This window comes from Stenotrophomonas sp. SXG-1 (assembly GCF_014083965.1).
In the GTDB taxonomy this organism is placed as follows: domain Bacteria; phylum Pseudomonadota; class Gammaproteobacteria; order Xanthomonadales; family Xanthomonadaceae; genus Stenotrophomonas; species Stenotrophomonas geniculata.
In genome coordinates this window covers 1,627,943-1,642,340 of record NZ_CP046588.1, presented here as the reverse complement: position 1 = coordinate 1,642,340, position 14,398 = coordinate 1,627,943, and the positions used below count along the sequence as shown (strand labels likewise).

20 protein-coding genes, 1 tRNA gene and 1 pseudogene are annotated in these 14,398 nt (G+C 62.1%); 7 read left to right on the top strand and 15 right to left on the bottom strand.

The window, feature by feature from the left end; all coding sequences use genetic code 11:
• The first annotated feature begins 5 nt into the window (after positions 1–5).
• On the top strand, positions 6–500 hold the full coding sequence (locus GOC52_RS07565; protein ID WP_010486050.1) for a DUF6265 family protein: 495 nt from the start codon (positions 6–8) through the stop codon (positions 498–500).
• 18 nt (positions 501–518) lie between these two features.
• Here the strand turns inward: GOC52_RS07565 and GOC52_RS07560 are convergent, their stop codons facing one another.
• Positions 519–1,025, bottom strand: a complete 507-nt coding sequence (locus GOC52_RS07560; protein ID WP_010486051.1) for an AAA family ATPase — start codon at positions 1,023–1,025, stop codon at positions 519–521.
• Positions 1,026–1,286: 261 nt separating this feature from the next.
• On the opposite strand from GOC52_RS07560, the gene GOC52_RS07555 reads away from it, so the two are divergent.
• Both GOC52_RS07555 and GOC52_RS07550 read left to right on the top strand, forming a co-directional pair.
• A complete protein-coding gene (locus GOC52_RS07555) occupies positions 1,287–2,360 on the top strand; it encodes an alpha/beta hydrolase family protein (RefSeq protein WP_029380058.1) in 1,074 nt (357 codons plus the stop codon).
• Positions 2,361–2,368: 8 nt separating this feature from the next.
• Entirely contained in the window at positions 2,369–2,989 is a 621-nt protein-coding gene (locus tag GOC52_RS07550) for a thioesterase family protein (protein WP_010486053.1), read from the top strand.
• A gap of 15 nt (positions 2,990–3,004) precedes the next feature.
• Here GOC52_RS07550 and GOC52_RS07545 read toward each other — a convergent pair whose 3' ends face one another.
• Together GOC52_RS07545 and GOC52_RS07540 are read right to left on the bottom strand one after the other, a co-directional pair.
• Positions 3,005–3,274 (bottom strand): hypothetical protein, encoded by a 270-nt coding sequence (locus GOC52_RS07545; protein ID WP_029380059.1) that lies wholly within the window; start codon positions 3,272–3,274, stop codon positions 3,005–3,007.
• A 123-nt stretch (positions 3,275–3,397) separates the two neighbouring features.
• Positions 3,398–4,102, bottom strand: coding sequence for an ArsR/SmtB family transcription factor (locus tag GOC52_RS07540; RefSeq protein ID WP_010486056.1), 705 nt, complete (start codon positions 4,100–4,102; stop codon positions 3,398–3,400).
• Positions 4,103–4,207: 105 nt separating this feature from the next.
• On the opposite strand from GOC52_RS07540, the pseudogene GOC52_RS07535 reads away from it, so the two are divergent.
• Positions 4,208–4,849: pseudogene (locus GOC52_RS07535) on the top strand (flavin reductase family protein).
• Positions 4,850–4,853: 4 nt separating this feature from the next.
• Here the strand turns inward: GOC52_RS07535 and GOC52_RS07530 are convergent.
• Entirely contained in the window at positions 4,854–5,384 is a 531-nt protein-coding gene (locus tag GOC52_RS07530; protein ID WP_224329178.1) for a GNAT family N-acetyltransferase, read from the bottom strand.
• A 154-nt stretch (positions 5,385–5,538) separates the two neighbouring features.
• Positions 5,539–5,937 (bottom strand): GNAT family N-acetyltransferase, encoded by a 399-nt coding sequence (locus GOC52_RS07525; protein ID WP_010486059.1) that lies wholly within the window; start codon positions 5,935–5,937, stop codon positions 5,539–5,541.
• 57 nt (positions 5,938–5,994) lie between these two features.
• On the opposite strand from GOC52_RS07525, the gene GOC52_RS07520 reads away from it, so the two are divergent.
• Entirely contained in the window at positions 5,995–6,453 is a 459-nt protein-coding gene (locus GOC52_RS07520) for an NUDIX hydrolase (RefSeq protein WP_029380061.1), read from the top strand.
• A gap of 72 nt (positions 6,454–6,525) precedes the next feature.
• Here GOC52_RS07520 and GOC52_RS07515 read toward each other — a convergent pair.
• From GOC52_RS07515 to GOC52_RS07490, 6 genes are all read right to left on the bottom strand, one after another.
• Positions 6,526–6,613, bottom strand: a tRNA-Cys gene (locus GOC52_RS07515).
• Between the two features lie 23 nt (positions 6,614–6,636).
• Positions 6,637–7,614 carry a DUF2806 domain-containing protein gene (locus GOC52_RS07510; protein WP_191851071.1) on the bottom strand — a complete coding sequence of 326 codons (978 nt, stop codon included), beginning with the start codon at positions 7,612–7,614 and terminating at the stop codon, positions 6,637–6,639.
• Positions 7,615–7,834: 220 nt separating this feature from the next.
• Positions 7,835–9,613, bottom strand: coding sequence for an ATP-dependent nuclease (locus tag GOC52_RS07505; protein WP_191851068.1), 1,779 nt, complete (start codon positions 9,611–9,613; stop codon positions 7,835–7,837).
• 207 nt (positions 9,614–9,820) lie between these two features.
• Complete coding sequence (locus GOC52_RS07500; RefSeq protein ID WP_191851066.1) at positions 9,821–10,318, bottom strand: hypothetical protein; 498 nt, start codon at positions 10,316–10,318, stop codon at positions 9,821–9,823.
• 118 nt (positions 10,319–10,436) lie between these two features.
• Positions 10,437–10,727: a hypothetical protein gene (locus GOC52_RS07495; RefSeq protein ID WP_191851064.1), complete on the bottom strand. Its 291-nt coding sequence runs from the start codon at positions 10,725–10,727 to the stop codon at positions 10,437–10,439.
• A gap of 70 nt (positions 10,728–10,797) precedes the next feature.
• Positions 10,798–11,247 carry a BLUF domain-containing protein gene (locus GOC52_RS07490; RefSeq protein WP_191851062.1) on the bottom strand — a complete coding sequence of 150 codons (450 nt, stop codon included), beginning with the start codon at positions 11,245–11,247 and terminating at the stop codon, positions 10,798–10,800.
• Positions 11,248–11,417: 170 nt separating this feature from the next.
• Between GOC52_RS07490 and GOC52_RS07485 the strand changes: the two genes are divergently transcribed.
• Together GOC52_RS07485 and GOC52_RS07480 are read left to right on the top strand one after the other, a co-directional pair.
• The gene (locus GOC52_RS07485) at positions 11,418–11,684 is read left to right on the top strand and encodes a hypothetical protein (RefSeq protein ID WP_191851060.1); all 267 of its coding nucleotides are present in this window, start codon (positions 11,418–11,420) and stop codon (positions 11,682–11,684) included.
• Between the two features lie 7 nt (positions 11,685–11,691).
• Positions 11,692–12,357 carry an SOS response-associated peptidase gene (locus tag GOC52_RS07480; RefSeq protein ID WP_191851058.1) on the top strand — a complete coding sequence of 222 codons (666 nt, stop codon included), beginning with the start codon at positions 11,692–11,694 and terminating at the stop codon, positions 12,355–12,357.
• 67 nt (positions 12,358–12,424) lie between these two features.
• Here the strand turns inward: GOC52_RS07480 and GOC52_RS07475 are convergent, their stop codons facing one another.
• The 4 genes from GOC52_RS07475 to GOC52_RS20730 are packed head-to-tail and all read right to left on the bottom strand — an operon-like array spanning position 12,425 to position 14,223.
• Positions 12,425–12,811, bottom strand: a complete 387-nt coding sequence (locus GOC52_RS07475) for a hypothetical protein (RefSeq protein ID WP_191851056.1) — start codon at positions 12,809–12,811, stop codon at positions 12,425–12,427.
• A 51-nt stretch (positions 12,812–12,862) separates the two neighbouring features.
• The gene (locus GOC52_RS20905; RefSeq protein ID WP_458309527.1) at positions 12,863–12,928 is read right to left on the bottom strand and encodes a PsiF family protein; all 66 of its coding nucleotides are present in this window, start codon (positions 12,926–12,928) and stop codon (positions 12,863–12,865) included.
• 46 nt (positions 12,929–12,974) lie between these two features.
• Positions 12,975–13,208 carry a hypothetical protein gene (locus GOC52_RS07470; protein WP_191851054.1) on the bottom strand — a complete coding sequence of 78 codons (234 nt, stop codon included), beginning with the start codon at positions 13,206–13,208 and terminating at the stop codon, positions 12,975–12,977.
• A complete protein-coding gene (locus tag GOC52_RS20730) occupies positions 13,198–14,223 on the bottom strand; it encodes a hypothetical protein (protein WP_238794427.1) in 1,026 nt (341 codons plus the stop codon). The genes GOC52_RS07470 and GOC52_RS20730 overlap by 11 nt, the downstream gene beginning before the upstream one ends.
• Positions 14,224–14,398: the final 175 nt, after the last annotated feature.

The following is a 14,398-nucleotide window of genomic DNA, read 5'->3' as shown; positions in this document are numbered from 1 at the left end:
CACCGATGTCTCTCCGCATCGCCTTGGCCCTGTTGCCGCTGCTGCTCGCGGCCCCGCACGCACTGTCCGCCTCACCCTCGAAGATCGAACACCTGGCCTGGCTGGCCGGTTGCTGGCAGCTTGATGGCCAGCCGGCCGGTGCCGGCGAGCAGTGGTCCATCCTGGCTGGAAACACCCTGTTCGGCAGCAGCCGCACCCTGCGGGATGGCCGCACGGTGGGCTTCGAGTTCATGCAGCTGCGCCAGCACGATGATGGACGCCTGGTGCTGACCGCCCTGCCCTCTGGCCAGAACGCCACAGACTTCAACGCCACCCGGGTCGATGGCAATGAAGCCGTGTTCGAGAATCCCGCCAACGACTTCCCGCAGCGTATCCACTATCGGCGCCTCGACGACCAGCGCGCGCATGCGCGCATCGAGATCGCGCAGGACAATCCGAAGCAGGCAATGGACTTCCCGATGCATCGCGTCGCATGCGGTGGACCGGTGCCCGCGACCTGACCGGCACCGCGCCCAGTCCTACGCCGTATGGCGGATCACCACGAAGCCCTCTTCCGCGGCCGGTGCCACGAAGTGGCGGGTGATCTGTGCGAACTCCTCGTCGCTGGCCTGGAACGGATGCTCGCCGAGTGCATTGCGCGCGCGCAGCCGCGCCTTGCAGACGTCGTCGGCAACATCGAGGAAATGCAGTTGATGTGCAGCGCCAGCCGGCGAGAACACTTCACGTGCCCACGCGCGGCTGGCTGGCGTATTGAATGGAAAATCGAGCACCACCGAAACACCCGCCTGCAGCAATGCGCGCAGATGATCGGCCAGCACAGTGCGCAACGTGGCTGCGCGCTGCAGATAGTCGGCAATGGAATGGATTTCGCCCGGGTACAGCGCCGCCAGCCATGCGTCTTCGCTGATCAATACGTGGCGCGGCGCCAATGCCAACTGCTGAGACAGGGTGGATTTGCCGGCACCGATCTTGCCGCACACCAGGTGCAGGGTCGGCGCAGGGTCGTTCGATGAAAAGTCGTGCATCTGCGTTCTCCTGGGTGGATTCATCTACCCGGGAGAGCGCTGCGTGCAGCCCGCCTTCCCGGGCGGGCTGCATGGCCGTGACGACCGCGCGCTACCCCGCCTTCCCGTGAGGAATGCGGATAATCGACGCGGTGCTGTGCAGGGCCATGCCGCTAGCGTAGAGCGCCGCCTGTTCGGCCCGCAACCCCCTGCGGCAGTGCAGCGCGCGCAACGTTTCGTTGGCATCTATGCTCGGCGCCATTCCCGCATGGAATGACCCCGATGCGTCCCTTGCTTCGATGCACTGTTGCCCTCTGCCTGCTGCCCTGGATGACATCGCTGGCTGCACCGCCGACGGCGGCACGCATGCTCAGCGGCGAACTGCAGGGCGCGCCCTGGCGGTTGGATGTACCGGCAGACTGGAACGGCGACCTGGTGATGCTGGCCCACGGCTATGAGCCCGTGGGCGTGCCGCGCACCACGCCGATGGCCGCCAACGACAGCACGGCAGCGCTGCTGGGCGCCGGTTACGCCGTCGCGCAGAGCGCATACTCCAGCCAGGGCTGGGCAGTGACCGATGCGATTACCGATACGGAACGCCTGCGCCAGCAGGTAGTGGCTGAACTCAAGCATGTGCGCCACACCTGGATGCTGGGATTCTCGATGGGCGGTGCCGTGACCATTGGCAGCCTCGAGCGCTTCCCGCAGCACTATGCCGGTGGCGTGTCGCTGTGCGGTGCCAATCTCAGTGGCGAACAGATCGCGGCCGACCTGCTGACCACGCTGGTCGCGTTCGATTATTTCTTCCCCAAGGCGAAGGGGCTGCCGGGCACCGGGTTGGCATCGCGCGAAGCCGCCGCGCTGCCACAGGGCGAGTTGTACCAGGGCATCGCCAATGCACTGCAGCACGATCCATTGCACGCCGCGTTGCTGGCGCAGCGGCTGCAGGTCTCCGCTGATGCACTGGCCGGCACGATCAGCCTGCATGCGCTGGTCCTGCATGAACTGGCCACGCGCAGCGGCGGCATGCCGGTCGGCAACCTTGGTGTGGTGTACAGCGGATTCGGTGACGACGCCGCGTTCAATGCCGGCGTGCAGCGCATCGATCCCGTGCCTGCGGCGCAGGCGCATGTCCGCAATGCGCTCGCATTGACCGGCGCGGTGAAGCGACCGCTGGCGATCCAGTTCAACCACAACGACCCCACCATCGTGCCGCACATGCAGGCGGTGTATCCGCAGATGGCCGCACGGGCTGGCGCGCGACCATTGCCGCGCGTGCTGCCGCCAGTGGGCGAAGGGCATTGTGGCTTCTCTGGATCACAGATTGTCGATGCGTTGAAGACGGTCCAGCACTGAGCCGGCGTGTGCCGCAGTTCATCAGGGACCCACCCAAAGGACTGCTCGGCACCATTCCGATCGAAGCGATGGAGGCCGACGTACAGGTGCTGCGCGCTGGTCGCACCATCGAACTGGTCGAAGCTACGCTGCGTCATGACGATCGCCCGGCGCTGCGCGTGCGTGCATGGTTGATGCACCCGAACGATACGCAGGCCATCGCCGGCACGCCGATCGCTGCCATTGCACCGCCGGAATCAATGCCCGCATGGGATCCAGGTACGGCCTGGCCAGGCGGATTCATCAAGAGCGTGGAGATCCGCCGGCACGATCAGGGGCCAGGCCGTGCCACCTACTGGGCGCGCGCGAAGCATGCGCTGCTGGACGGCGAGCCGGTCAGTCCACTGGCCCGTGCCGCCACCCTGTTCGATCTGTCCAATGGCATGGCCGTACGCGCCGATCCGAAGGAGGTCGCCTTCCCCAACCTCGATCTGACCGCGCACCTGTTCGGCATGCCCGAAGGCGAGTGGCTGGGCATCGACACGTCGGTGTCGTTTGGCCACCAGGGTCTCGGCTTGACCAGCACCGTGCTGCACGATGCACGCGGTCCGATCGGCATGCTCGGCCAGGCACTGACCGTGCGCCCGTGATCCCAACGGGCGGCGTCAGCCGCCCAGCGTGCCCATGGTGAAGGTGTAGCCGGAGCTCATCAGGAATTCGCGCATGCGCATCTCCGCGCGCCGCGGTGAGGCGAGGTTGGCCGGTGCATACAGCGCGTAAACCACGCCCGCGCCTTCGATGGACTCGCGGCGCACCCCGCAGTGGCGGGTCTCCGAAGCAATCACCCATCCATCCTTCAGTCGATCCGGTCCAATCGACTGGCCGTTCATCAGCCGGAACGTCAGCCAACGTACTTCCACAGAAGATTTGCTCATTGCCGGCGTACCGCCAGCGTGCCGCGATCGTTCATGTCCTTGCTCGCCATTGCAGCTCCCTAAGACTTGGAACTCGACCATAGCGCCTTGCCATGTCGTGGGCGAATGAGACTGGCAGGGCACTTATGTCGCCAGGCCGAACCGCTTCCACAGTGCTTCGCGCCCCGGCTGCGTCAGCCGCAGTTCGCGTCGGCCCTCAATCCGCCGAAGCCAATCGTTCTTCACGAAGCTGTCCAGCATCGCCTCGCCGACCAGCCCGGCCAGATGCGGGCGCCGCTCGGTGCAATCCAGGCATCCTCGGCAATAGCGTGCAGGCTTGACCGTCACGGGAAGCCGCAACAGTTCAGTCAGCGGCTGGCCAAGCTCCCGCAGGAACGCTGCACCCTCCACACTCACCTGCCAATGCCCCTCGTGCGGGACCAGGTGTCCTGCCCCCAGCAAGCGGTCGGTGATCGCCACTGCGTGCACGCCAGCCAGATGCCGATAGCAGCTCCGCGCCTGACGCAACGCCGGCATGCTGCGTGATGCGGAAACCGTGCAGGACGGCGTGCGGTCGGCAACGCGCAGGATGCCCTCCAGCATGTCGGCAACCTCGTGCGAGGCCAGCCGGTGGTAGCGGTGTCGCCCCTGCGCGACGGCGACCAGCAGATCGCCCTCAATCAGCCTGCGCAGATGCGTGCTCGCCGTCTGCGGTGTCACTCCGGCCACACGAGCCAGCTCCGTCGCGGTATACGCACGCCCATCCATCAGCTGCAGCAGCATGGCCGCGCGCGCCTGGTCACCGACCAGGGCACCGACGCTGACAAGGGAACCGGAGGTGTGGACCATGCCCGCATTGTGGCACGCCGTTGCGCGCCGACAGTTCGATGCAGGCCGAAGCATCGGCACCCGCTGCCACGGCACAGTGGACACCCCGATAGCACAAGGCCTGCCGTGAAAGCCGCTCCGATCCCCCGCCGCCGCATCACCCCTTCGGTCCTGTATCCCGGCACACCGGTGCTGCTGATGACCACGCTGAACGACGATGGCAGCAGCAACATCAGTCCGTTGTCTTCGTTCTGGGCCTTGGGCAACCGGGTGGTGCTGGGCCTCGGCGTGCAGGGTCAGGGCTATCGCAACCTGCAGTTGCGCAACGAGTGTGTACTGAACTTCCCCTCATCCGCGCAGGCCGTACAGGTCGAGGCCATCGCGCGGGCGACAGGCTGCGATCCGGTGCCCACTGCCAAACAGGCGATGGGCTACGTGCACGTGCGCGACAAGTTCGCGCTGGGTGGATTCAGTGCAGTCGCCTCCACCCACGTCGCGCCAGAGGCGATTGCCGAGTGCCCGCTGCAGGTGGAAGTCAGCGTGATGGCGATGCACCCGCCCGGCTAGGATGACGGCCAGGGCTTCGTGATCGTTGAGGGACGGATCCGTTGCGTGCATGCGCACGAAGCGATCACCGTGGCGGGCACCCAGCACATCGACGTTGCGCACTGGAAACCGCTGATCTACCTGTTCCGCCACTACCTGGGCGTAAGCGAACCGGTCGGGCGCAACTTCCGCGCGGAGACGCCCGTGGGGGCTTCTGTCTAGCTCTCTAGACCGTTTCGCCCTGCAGATCGAGCAAGGCCGTGGTCCAGCGGCGCTCCCCCAGCGCGGCCACCATGCCGCCTCGATAGACGAAACGGCGCGCGTGACCGTCTTCGATGAAGCAGGTCTCGTTCTGCATTGGCACATAGCCCGCAGAGGCGTAGTGCCGATGATCCAGGGCGAACAGCACGGCGAAATCGATACCGCGTTGGCGCAACTCGGCGTGCGCAGCTTCGATCAAGCGTGACGCGATGCCCTTCCTGCGAACGTCAACGCGTACCACCACGCCGCCGATCAAGCCTATGCGTTCCGGCTCGCCGTCCAGCAGTACGTTGCGTTCGTACAGTGCGAGGTGGGCGACCACCTGATCACCTTCCATCGCCAGGACCAGAGCGACCGGCCCCGGGATGGCATAGCCGTCGCCCTGCATGTCCGGGAACGCCTCGCGGAGCAGATCCTCCGCTTGGTGACGGTGATCCGGCGCCACGCGCTCCCTGCTGGATACCTGAACGTGCATTGCCCTGTCTTCCTGGAACATGTGTCCAGCCTCATCGTGCCACGGAAACATGACCGTGCCTGCGGCAACATTTCACCGTCAGTGCAGCGAGATCCAGTACGAGACGATAACCGCGTAGCTGCCCGCGCGTTTGACTGCCCGCGGCTCTGTGCCAATTGCGCTGAAGCCCAGCGATTCATACAGCGCGCGCGGCAGTATTGTCCGCCAGCACCGTGAGGGAGAGCGATTCAATGCCTTCCGCGCGCGCAGCCGCGAACGCTGCAAGAAGAAGCTGGCGGGCGACACCCTGGCCACGATGGTCGGTGCCCACGTGGATACTGTGCACTTTTGCCGTATGCCGTCGCGCCATTCGCATCGGGCGTACATAACGCAGGAAGCCCGCAAGCATGCCGTCGATGAAAGCGCCGAAGTAGCGCGTGCCGGGATCAGCAAGCTGGGCGCGCATCACCTCCGCCGAGTCATTCTGCGCCTCGGCCAGCGTGGACAGGAACGCCGCAGGCGACTCGCAAAGCGCCTGCAACCGCGCTTGCCAGAGAATCTCGGCGTCTTCAGCGCTGAGTTGCCGGATAAGCATGCGACACCCTCGTGAAGCTGTTGATGCACAGGTGCCCAGCGTAGCGCGGGTCCACTGATGCGGCGTGCATGCAAGAATGTGGAACGTCCTTTTTCATTCTCCTTCTCCGCCATGACTGAGCTGCAGATTCCCCGCGTTGGATGCGGCGCCGTCGTCCGTGATGCCGACGGCCGCATCCTGCTGATCCAGCGCGGACGCGATCCGGAGCGCGGGCATTGGGGCCTGCCCGGCGGCAAAGTCGACTGGATGGAAACGGTGGAGGCCGCCGTGGTCCGCGAAATCCGCGAGGAAACGGCGCTGGAAGTGACGCTGCTGCGCCTGCTGTGCGTGGCCGATCATTTCGAGCCTGCGCTCGCGCAGCACTGGGTCGCGCCGATCTTCGAGGCTCGGGCAGCTGCGGGTGCCGAGGCCTCCATCCAAGAGCCGGGGGTTCAGACCGGGCTGGGCTGGTTCGCGCTGGATGCTCTGCCCCAGCCGCTCACGCAGGCCACGGTGCAGGCGCTGGCCCGGCTGTAGCGGGTATCGATCCGGGCGCGTGCCGGTATCCAGGCAAACAAAAAGCCCTGACCGAGGTCAGGGCTTTTCAATTGGAGGCCTCAAGCGGAATCGAACCGCTGTAAACGGATTTGCAATCCGTAATTTTCCCTGTGTTTTCAATACACTAACAATGGATGCCACCCGAAGCGCCACCTGCGGAGGTCATACCTGCCTCAAATTGATGAACTCAATAACGCCAGCTTCACGAGACTTCACCTCACCGATTTCAACATCGAAGCCCTGAGATTTGACGTGCGTTGCAACCGCCTCCAAGTACGGAACATCCACCTCTGCGGCCTCAACCAACTGCAGGATCTGTCTTCCTACTCCAGTCACCTTGTAGCCCGGCAGTGTAATTTTTGCTTCCGCACTCGGGCCCTTGATGGCCAGTCCGTGCCCGCCACACGTTACTCCAAGCAAGAACTCTGTCGTCGCTGCGGAATCCCAGGTGACAGTGAGCCCTTGGGCTTCAACGCCCCCTAGAAAACCCAGCTCCTGCAGATCTAAAGCATCGCGATAGGATATACCCGAGGAAAAACCACCATTCTGCATAGGTGGGCAATAGACAAAAGACTTATGCAAGGCAACACCTGCCAAGCGCTCAATCAGCTGTGCATCACCACTGTCTAAGTTACGAAGCAAATCGAGCGCACGTAGTGACAGGCTACCTGGCGATCTAACTTCCCTGGCTAAAACCTGCGCCCACAGCTCCTGCATCTTTTCAGCAGACACCGCAGCCGCATTCTCTCGCCAGCGGTCCAGCCAATCTGGGTCCGGCTCTTCGTCCGGGACGGCTGCGCCCTCATTCAACAGAATATCGCCTGCCCGAACCATCGCTTTTGCGACGTTAACCTCTCGCCGTAGCATACGGAGTGCAACGCTAGTGAAGGGACCAGCAGTGGACTCGCTAGTGGTCGCGATCACGGCCTGAGGGGAAACATCAACCGAACGCGGAGATTCCAAGCGCTGAGCATCCGGCGACCAGACCAGTTCGCCGGATCGGATCTTCTCAACTTCCTTCTCGGCTTGGGCCAAAGCCAACATCTGAGCCCGCTGGAGCTCTAGGGCAGCCCGACCTTCGCGCTTTACCTTCCAAGGCGACACAAATGGAAGAATAAAATTCCGCTCTGCAATCTCCATGAATCTAATAAATAGCGCCTCACCTGGATAGCTCAAAAGACCCCCTAAAATTGCTGATCATATAATGCCAGGGTCACGCTTAAGGCCACCACTAATTGCCAACAAGCTACTCCGCCCTGATCCAAATAACTAACAGCTAGAAGCGCGCGAAAGACACCTTGGACTTCCGAAGCGCGGAGGCCGACGAGCCCCCGCCCCATTTTTCTCCACTCGCCCCAATCTACCTCGCAGGCGAGAATACCTCATGCAATTGCTTCACCAGTCGCTCTAGGGATGGAGGCACATATCCAAGCACCGCCATCGTATCGGCAGCCGCTCTGGCGAAGGCCATCTTCCGCTCTGGCCTTACCGAATTGGCGACAATTCTCCTGTGAACCGGAGAAGCCACGCGATCCTCGATCAATTGCGCCAGAGTCTTATCCCCTCCGAGCTTCTGAAAATTGAGCTTGAGCAACTCCTCAGTTCGCGGCTCAAGCCATCCTGCCTCTTCGGCAGCACGCCAATCGTCCACGTCACACATTTCATCAAGCGCCCAAGAGATACCCATGCCGCTTTGCTTAATTGCTCGGACATGGTCATCACCATTATCTCTTCCGACGAAGATACACCTCACCTTCCCCGCTCGACCAAGCGCCTCACTCACCGTTCGAATTCGCTCAGCTGCGCCCCGACCGGCGTCATCATCATCTAATAGTGCCACGGTTTTACCGGTCACATCCGCCAAGGCAACCCGAGCGATACACCTATCTGCCACCCAATTTGCACCTCCCCCCATGCCTTCCACGACCTCGATCTTGGCATCGAGCTGGATATCCAGAACCTGTAGCGCGCCGAGCAGAACAACCTGATCGGACGAACCCTCAATGAAAAGTGCATTGCCTTTATATACCAAGCCTTCATCGCGAAGTTGCATTAGTGCCCGCAATACTTTCTGTCGCTCCATCTCCGCGCGATCCAAGTATGGCTCCACGAATGGCATCAGCCCCAGGCTTCCGTCAACCGCCTCTGGCAACGGTTCGTCGCGGAATTGAGTTCGCCCGTCGATGCGAGCAGCAAACTGGATAGATCCCGACTCGCTATCCTTTGCGGCTTTGTAGAAGGCCGGAGAGTGGGTACTTACAATTATTTGAACATCTTTTGCATACTCGCCAAACTCACGAGCCACCTCAACTTGCTTTGCAAGCTCAAGATTGTTCTCTGGCTCCTCGAAACCCCATATCGTCTCGGGGGCGGGCTTACCTTTAGCAGAATTCTTCTTTCGCTGCTCCGCCAGAAATTTCAGAATGAGGGGGACATGGCGCCCTTGAACGCCATCGCCTCTGTTGTGAAGCGCAGTCAAAACGCCGACGTCTGAAGAGCTGAACTCCAATGCCTCGAATAGATCACCTAGATCCTCTGGCAGGGAGAACTCTGTCTTCAGATCCAGCAGACGCAGCGAATCTTGCTCAATCTTTGCAACCTCAACACGGAGACCCTCTAAAAACATCCCCGATGCGTCTTTGAGCTTTCCAGCCACGGTTGCTGCCAGAGCAGCATGAAGGCGTCGCTTAAGTATGTTGAAGAAGGGCCTCCCGCGAACTGCTGGAACGTACTCAAAAGCAAGGTTTCGCGCCCAGTAGTTAACTCTTGAATTCGGTGAAAAAGGCTGTCCATCTTTCCGCCTAATCTCATCCGGGAATGGATCCTGCGGACCTCCTCGGTAGACCTTACGCCATATTATCGCCTCAGAATCGCGATAGTGCGCCGGAGGTTGAAGCTCCAGCTCAATGACTATTTCTCGCGCCTTTTTCTTACCGACTCGCGCTTTCTGAGAGAAGTCCCTCTCAAACACCAATGGCTCATCAATATCAGTTTCCTGATTGAAGAAAAGATTAAGAGCACGAAGAACGTTGCTTTTGCCTGCATCGTTGAGGCCAACCAACGCAGTGTAAACTGTAAAATCGACATGCAAGTCGACGAGCGACCTGAAATTAGTCACCCGCACACTAGAAATGAACATCCTTCCCTGATCCCCTGGCTCATATCACGCAAGCGGGGTTTTATCACACTCCGGCTGGGAATGGCCCGATCAGTGGTGGCCGGCTTAGAAAGCTGGCGTACTGTGCATTGTAGTCAACAGCTTAGATTGAGTTCAATTCAGGAGGCCTGCGAACAGGCCGCTAGTCTCGCAATGGGCAGCTCCCGTGTATTCGGGAACCCTCTCCGCTCACCAACCACGTAGATCGCGCAGCCCTGCCCTCACCCATGCCTTACGCGCATCCCTCGGACGGGGTTTCGTCTCGGCCGGAGGCTTACGCGGCTCCAGCGCTGCCTTGATGCGCTCCACCTCCTTCGCCCCGGCCTCGGCCAGACGCCGGGCCTGTTGCTGCTGCTCGCGGGTCGGAGGCAGGCCGGGCAATGGCGGCTCCGGCTGGATCGGCGTGGTGTCAGTCAGCCGGGCGACTGCCTCGCGCAGAGGCAGGTCGGGATACAACCTGGCGGCGCACCAGCGCTCGCCGTAGCGCTTCGCCTGCCGAACGTTGGCCGCGCGTACTTCCTTCACGTCCCAGAACTTCTGGCCCTCCATCCACAGGCGCACCCCGGGACCACCATCGGGTGTGACGCTGGCCGTCTCCCGACCGTTGTACCAGAGCGCCCAGCGCTCACCGGTCTGGACCCAGCCAGAGGGGATCGGGGCGGTGCGGAAGCCGTGGGAGGAATACATGGCCGGAAGGATACGACCGGCCGTCGCAGATCCTGCGAACGCGCCGGCGACCTGGCTGAATCGTTCGGACTGGGGCCGGCGCGGGGCTGATCAGGTGCTTGCCCTACGCCCCGGCACCTCACTTCGCTTTGCTGGAGGGTTCTGGTCCGGCCTGCTGATCGTTCTGATCTGCATCGCTGGCCGGGATCGTGTCCGCAGCCGGATGGCCGACGCTCTCTTCCCGCTGAAGGACAGCGTGCATGGCTTCAAGGGCCTGTCGGTTGGCTTGCGCGCGGTACGCGCGTTCGACCCGTCCCATTTCAAATACGGCAAGGACAACGCCGACGATAATCACGACGGCAATAGCGCTCTTCCAAGGGAAGCCGTCTTTGCGGCTGGGCTTCTTCTTCCGCTTCGGCAATTCTTCCATGATCCAGTCCGGCCACTTCAGTCAAGGGCTCCATGGCCATGCTAGCGCCATGGAGCCCACTTGGCACCGACTACGCGGCAATAGCGTACGGTTCGACCAACGCAGCCAAGAGGTCCATGGCCGTAGCGTTGGCATCGTCGGCATCGCCGCGCTGATTGAATCGGGTCCAGTCGGCGTGGGCCAAGCGCTTCAGTTCCACTGGCTCTACCGGAAGCCACTTCATCGGCCAGAACGGCAGGCGGCGTTGCCCCACCCTGCCCCTTTGCAGCTCGACAACGCCGTTGTGGCTGCTCGCGCCCAGCACGCGGGAGTACGCCACTGACAATCCGTCTTCCGGCCCCTCCAGGTACTGGAGGAAGCGTTCGCCATCGAAGAGGAGCACCCCCGTAACGCCAGCATTACGGTTGAACCGGGCCGCGTCGTCCACAATCTGATCCAGCTTTCCGTTGGACAGGCCCAGCTTGTCGCCGGCGATCGCCTCGCCGGCACTGCTCACGTATACAACCGCCCTGATGGGCATTGCGCATCTCCTTGATGAGGCACGACCCTACCAGACGCTTGGGAACGTTTACGTGAGGTAGCGACGCCTTGCACAACAATTCAGGAAGGCGTGATGCTGAATGCGGACGGTCATCACAAGATGGAGGCAGCGATCAGGGCAGCATCCCCCAAAATTCTTGGTAAACCGCAATGCCCGATACAGGCCTTTTCTACGTTCTCGATCTAGATGCAGTACGCGACCGCGATGGCAACCTCGACCGCGTGACCGCTATTAGCGTCCGTTGCAACCACTGCAAGCACATCACCCATGCCAAGGCGCCGGAGCTGGAGACAATGCAAGGCGGCACCCTACTCGCGTGCGCCGGATGCGGCGAGCGCCAGGCCGTCAGCAACGCCCGCCTAGTCGAATGCGACGACGTGCTGGGGCATACGTTACCCCTCGCGATGCCAGCCTGATCCGCGCATGTGCGGCCGATTCGTCCAGCTCCCCGTTGTCGACTTCGGCCAGCCGGGGCTGGCTGACCTTGCCCACGGCCTGGCCGAGATCCAGCCAAGCTACAACCTCGCGCCGACACAGCGCGCCTCGGTGATCTTGGACCAGGGTGAAGGCCGGCAGGTAACTCGGCTGGCGTGGGGCCTGCTGCCGTTCTGGGCCAAGGCCAAGGGCCTGCAGGGTTCGACCATCAACGCGCGGATCGAGACGGTGGCCACCAAGCCCGCTTTCCGGTCTGCGTTCAAGAAGCGCCGGTGCGTGATCCCCATGGCCGGGTACTACGAGTGGTCGGTCAGCCCCGAGGACGGCAAGAAAGACCCGTGGTTCATCCACGCGGCGCAACCGCTGCTGGCTGCAGGTCTGTGGGAGGACACCAGCCCCTTACTACCCGACGGGAACCTTGGCACATTCACGATCATCACCGGCGACAGCAGCGGCGTCTCCGCCGACATCCACGACCGCATGCCGGTCTGGTTGCAGGCCGGCCAGATCGATGAGTGGATGACAGCGAGCCCCGACGATGCCATAGCGATGCTGCTGGCAAGCTCGCCTCCGTCTATGGAGGCGTATAGGGTCAGCCGCGCAGTGAACAGTCCGCGTAACAACACCGAGGCACTGCTGGAACTTGTAGCCTGATTGCCAAAGCGGCCCCCGGTTTGGACGACCATCCTACAAATTTGCCGCCCACCACTTTATAGGCGCGTCACTGGTGGGCTTGATCAACTGCGGCTTTGGGAAGGTCTGGGTACACGGGCGCACCAGCCTTTACTTTTTCGCGATTCAAATCAGCATGCACCTGTCGAATATTAGCCACAGGGACACCTGATATCGCGGTCAACTCAGGGTTATCTTTGAGCTTGATGGCGACGGCCGTGAAGTATTCCCTGCAAGCCTCGTCGTCGCCAAAATACGAGCCATCAAGCCTCGCCTGGCACTGCCCAAATTTCGCCGAGGTCAAATTTCTCTCGGCGGCCTTGACGACATTTGCACCGGACCCAGCAGTATTCGATCCGATAATCACGTAGCCAGCGACTGCAGCCGTCACGGCGCCGAGACCACCAGCGAGCAGCCCCTTGTACAAACTTCTCATCTAATCCTCCATGATCTGCGGTTGCATGCCAAGTTTTGCCTAGCTTATCAGCTAGGCTCGCCTCAAACACTCAGGCATGAACGCGCGTCTAAGTACTCCATTGAGGGCCTGGGTTATAGCTGAGTCTATCGAATGTTGCTGGTAGCCAGTCAGCCCTGTCTCGTTACACGACTACTTCTAGCAACGGGAGATTGGGCGCGGCTTCCAGCAATCGACCACCACTGACCCAAACGTTGTACGGAATGGGCTGCTGCAGCTGACCGAAGGCTCGCATCTGCGCGCCGTCGTAGGTTGTCAGGCTACTGGTGCCATCTGCATTGTGTGCAGTGACCGTTGCCAACAATCGCGGCCGGCCGCTGACCAGTTCGCCGAATTGATCCCACAGATCAGTCCGCATCGGTGAAATGCCTCTCCAGAGTCGCTGTCTGCTCGATCACGACCGCCTGTTGATCCACGACGACCTCAATGCGGATCGACTCGCATTGGCCGTGCCAAGTTCCTTCAGAACTCAGCACCTGTACCAGGTCGAGCGGCAGGATCACCCCGATCTCCCCTGCTTTCAGCGGCCTCGGGAAAAGCGGCACCGTCAGGTCCACCGCCGCCTGCTCACCGCGATCGCAGAGGATGTTGCGCCCCCGCTCGGCTGCGGCGGCAGCAACGTTGATCAAGGGGCTACTTACCTGCTGCGCGTAGAGCTGGCCCGCTTCGCCGGCCTTGCGCACCTTGCAGGTGACCCCCTTCCCGGCCAGCTCTCCCGTGACCACCACCGCGTCATACAGGGGCGCACTGCGCATCTGCAGGCTCTCGGTCAGCACAATGTCTTCCTGCAGTAGGTGATCCGGCGTTGTCTCCCGCCAGAGCCATGGGCTGGCCGGGTAGCTGGGACGGACAACCAGCGCCAAGTCCGAGGGATGGGACTGCACCACCCCGCCACTCGCACCAGCGAGCGCACTGATGGCATCCAGCGGCGTGTTCGCGTCATAGAACCATGCGCCAGGCGGCACCAACCAATCAACCGTGTCGTACCGACTGGCAAAGCCCGTGTCCGCCAGTTCCTCGGCGACAAGCTGGGCCATGCTGCGCTCTTCCGTCGTGGCCTTGACGCGAGCGGGGGCGTAAGGCGGTGCCAGCAACGCTGTCCTTGATCGCCCACTCAAACGCACACCGCCCCCAGCAAACTCGCGCTGTTTCTGGAAGCTCTCGATGATGCCCGTCCAGACGTAGCCGTTCAGCACCAGCTCGAACTGTCGCGGGCCCAAGGCCGTGGGCTTGAGCAGTCCCAGCTGATCGGCATCGGCCAGCTCGATGTCAAAGGTCCAGCCCCAAGCCGAACGGCCGGCGCTGAGCGAGACGCGGGCCAGTTCGATCGGTACCCGATCAGGAAGCCGCACAAATGAAACTTCATTGATCACGACGTAAGTCCTACGTTGGGGGCGCACCACATAGCACGCCGAGATACCAAGATTCAGGGGAGCCAGGCCGGACACGCCAATCACGGCGCAACCAAGGTTGAGACCGACCCGGTTCCCAGGCGGGAAGGTGGGATCGGGGTCGGGATCTGGGCCCGGGCCGGGCGTTGGGCGAACG

Excerpts from the sequence above, each read along its gene's own strand:
- GOC52_RS07565 (WP_010486050.1), top strand. The coding sequence starts at position 6 with ATGTCTCTCCGCATCGCCTTGGCCCTGTTGCCGCTGCTGCTCGCGGCC.
- GOC52_RS07560 (WP_010486051.1), bottom strand. The coding sequence starts at position 1,025 with ATGCACGACTTTTCATCGAACGACCCTGCGCCGACCCTGCACCTGGTG.
- GOC52_RS07555 (WP_029380058.1), top strand. The coding sequence starts at position 1,287 with ATGCGTCCCTTGCTTCGATGCACTGTTGCCCTCTGCCTGCTGCCCTGG.
- GOC52_RS07545 (WP_029380059.1), bottom strand. The coding sequence starts at position 3,274 with ATGAGCAAATCTTCTGTGGAAGTACGTTGGCTGACGTTCCGGCTGATG.
- GOC52_RS07540 (WP_010486056.1), bottom strand. The coding sequence starts at position 4,102 with ATGGTCCACACCTCCGGTTCCCTTGTCAGCGTCGGTGCCCTGGTCGGT.
- GOC52_RS07530 (WP_224329178.1), bottom strand. The coding sequence starts at position 5,384 with ATGTTCCAGGAAGACAGGGCAATGCACGTTCAGGTATCCAGCAGGGAG.
- GOC52_RS07525 (WP_010486059.1), bottom strand. The coding sequence starts at position 5,937 with ATGCTTATCCGGCAACTCAGCGCTGAAGACGCCGAGATTCTCTGGCAA.
- GOC52_RS07520 (WP_029380061.1), top strand. The coding sequence starts at position 5,995 with ATGCGGCGTGCATGCAAGAATGTGGAACGTCCTTTTTCATTCTCCTTC.
- GOC52_RS07510 (WP_191851071.1), bottom strand. The coding sequence starts at position 7,614 with ATGGAGATTGCAGAGCGGAATTTTATTCTTCCATTTGTGTCGCCTTGG.
- GOC52_RS07505 (WP_191851068.1), bottom strand. The coding sequence starts at position 9,613 with ATGTTCATTTCTAGTGTGCGGGTGACTAATTTCAGGTCGCTCGTCGAC.
- GOC52_RS07500 (WP_191851066.1), bottom strand. The coding sequence starts at position 10,318 with ATGTATTCCTCCCACGGCTTCCGCACCGCCCCGATCCCCTCTGGCTGG.
- GOC52_RS07495 (WP_191851064.1), bottom strand. The coding sequence starts at position 10,727 with ATGGAAGAATTGCCGAAGCGGAAGAAGAAGCCCAGCCGCAAAGACGGC.
- GOC52_RS07490 (WP_191851062.1), bottom strand. The coding sequence starts at position 11,247 with ATGCCCATCAGGGCGGTTGTATACGTGAGCAGTGCCGGCGAGGCGATC.
- GOC52_RS07485 (WP_191851060.1), top strand. The coding sequence starts at position 11,418 with ATGCCCGATACAGGCCTTTTCTACGTTCTCGATCTAGATGCAGTACGC.
- GOC52_RS07480 (WP_191851058.1), top strand. The coding sequence starts at position 11,692 with ATGTGCGGCCGATTCGTCCAGCTCCCCGTTGTCGACTTCGGCCAGCCG.
- GOC52_RS07475 (WP_191851056.1), bottom strand. The coding sequence starts at position 12,811 with ATGAGAAGTTTGTACAAGGGGCTGCTCGCTGGTGGTCTCGGCGCCGTG.
- GOC52_RS07470 (WP_191851054.1), bottom strand. The coding sequence starts at position 13,208 with ATGCGGACTGATCTGTGGGATCAATTCGGCGAACTGGTCAGCGGCCGG.